This is a genomic window from Paenibacillus vortex V453 (assembly GCF_000193415.1).
Classification (GTDB): domain Bacteria; phylum Bacillota; class Bacilli; order Paenibacillales; family Paenibacillaceae; genus Paenibacillus_AQ; species Paenibacillus_AQ glucanolyticus.
On the sequence record NZ_ADHJ01000051.1, the window covers coordinates 1 to 417 of the forward strand.

Consider the following 417-nt stretch of genomic DNA (forward strand, 5'->3'; position numbering starts at 1 on the left):
CGGGTTATGAGCCCGACGAGCTACCGAACTGCTCCACCCCGCGTCATTAAAAGGTGTATATATGGTGGAGGCTGAGGGGTTCGAACCCCCGACCCTCTGCTTGTAAGGCAGATGCTCTCCCAGCTGAGCTAAGCCTCCGTAACAAAATCGACCTTTATCGTACCAAATTTCGGCACAAGAAGCAAGTGTTTTTTTGAACATAATGGTGACCCGTAGGGGATTCGAACCCCTGTTACCTCCGTGAAAGGGAGGTGTCTTAACCCCTTGACCAACGGGCCTTGCTTGAAATAATAGTGGCGGAGAGAGAGGGATTCGAACCCTCGAGACGCTTTTGGCGCCTACACGATTTCCAATCGTGCTCCTTCGGCCAACTCGGACACCTCTCCGTATGGCTCCCCGAACAGGACTCGAACCTGT

Annotated in this window: 3 tRNA genes; all 3 read right to left on the bottom strand. The window is 53.2% G+C overall.

The annotated features are described in order from the left end of the window. Nucleotides 1-62: 62 nt before the first annotated feature. The 3 genes from PVOR_RS26615 to PVOR_RS26625 all read right to left on the bottom strand — a co-directional run bounded on the left by PVOR_RS26615 (nt 63) and on the right by PVOR_RS26625 (nt 386). Nucleotides 63-138: transfer RNA gene (locus PVOR_RS26615), tRNA-Val, on the bottom strand. Between the two features lie 65 nt (nt 139-203). Next, nucleotides 204-278 (bottom strand) — tRNA-Glu (locus PVOR_RS26620). Between the two features lie 16 nt (nt 279-294). Next, nucleotides 295-386: transfer RNA gene (locus tag PVOR_RS26625), tRNA-Ser, on the bottom strand. Between the last annotated feature and the right edge of the window lie 31 nt (nt 387-417).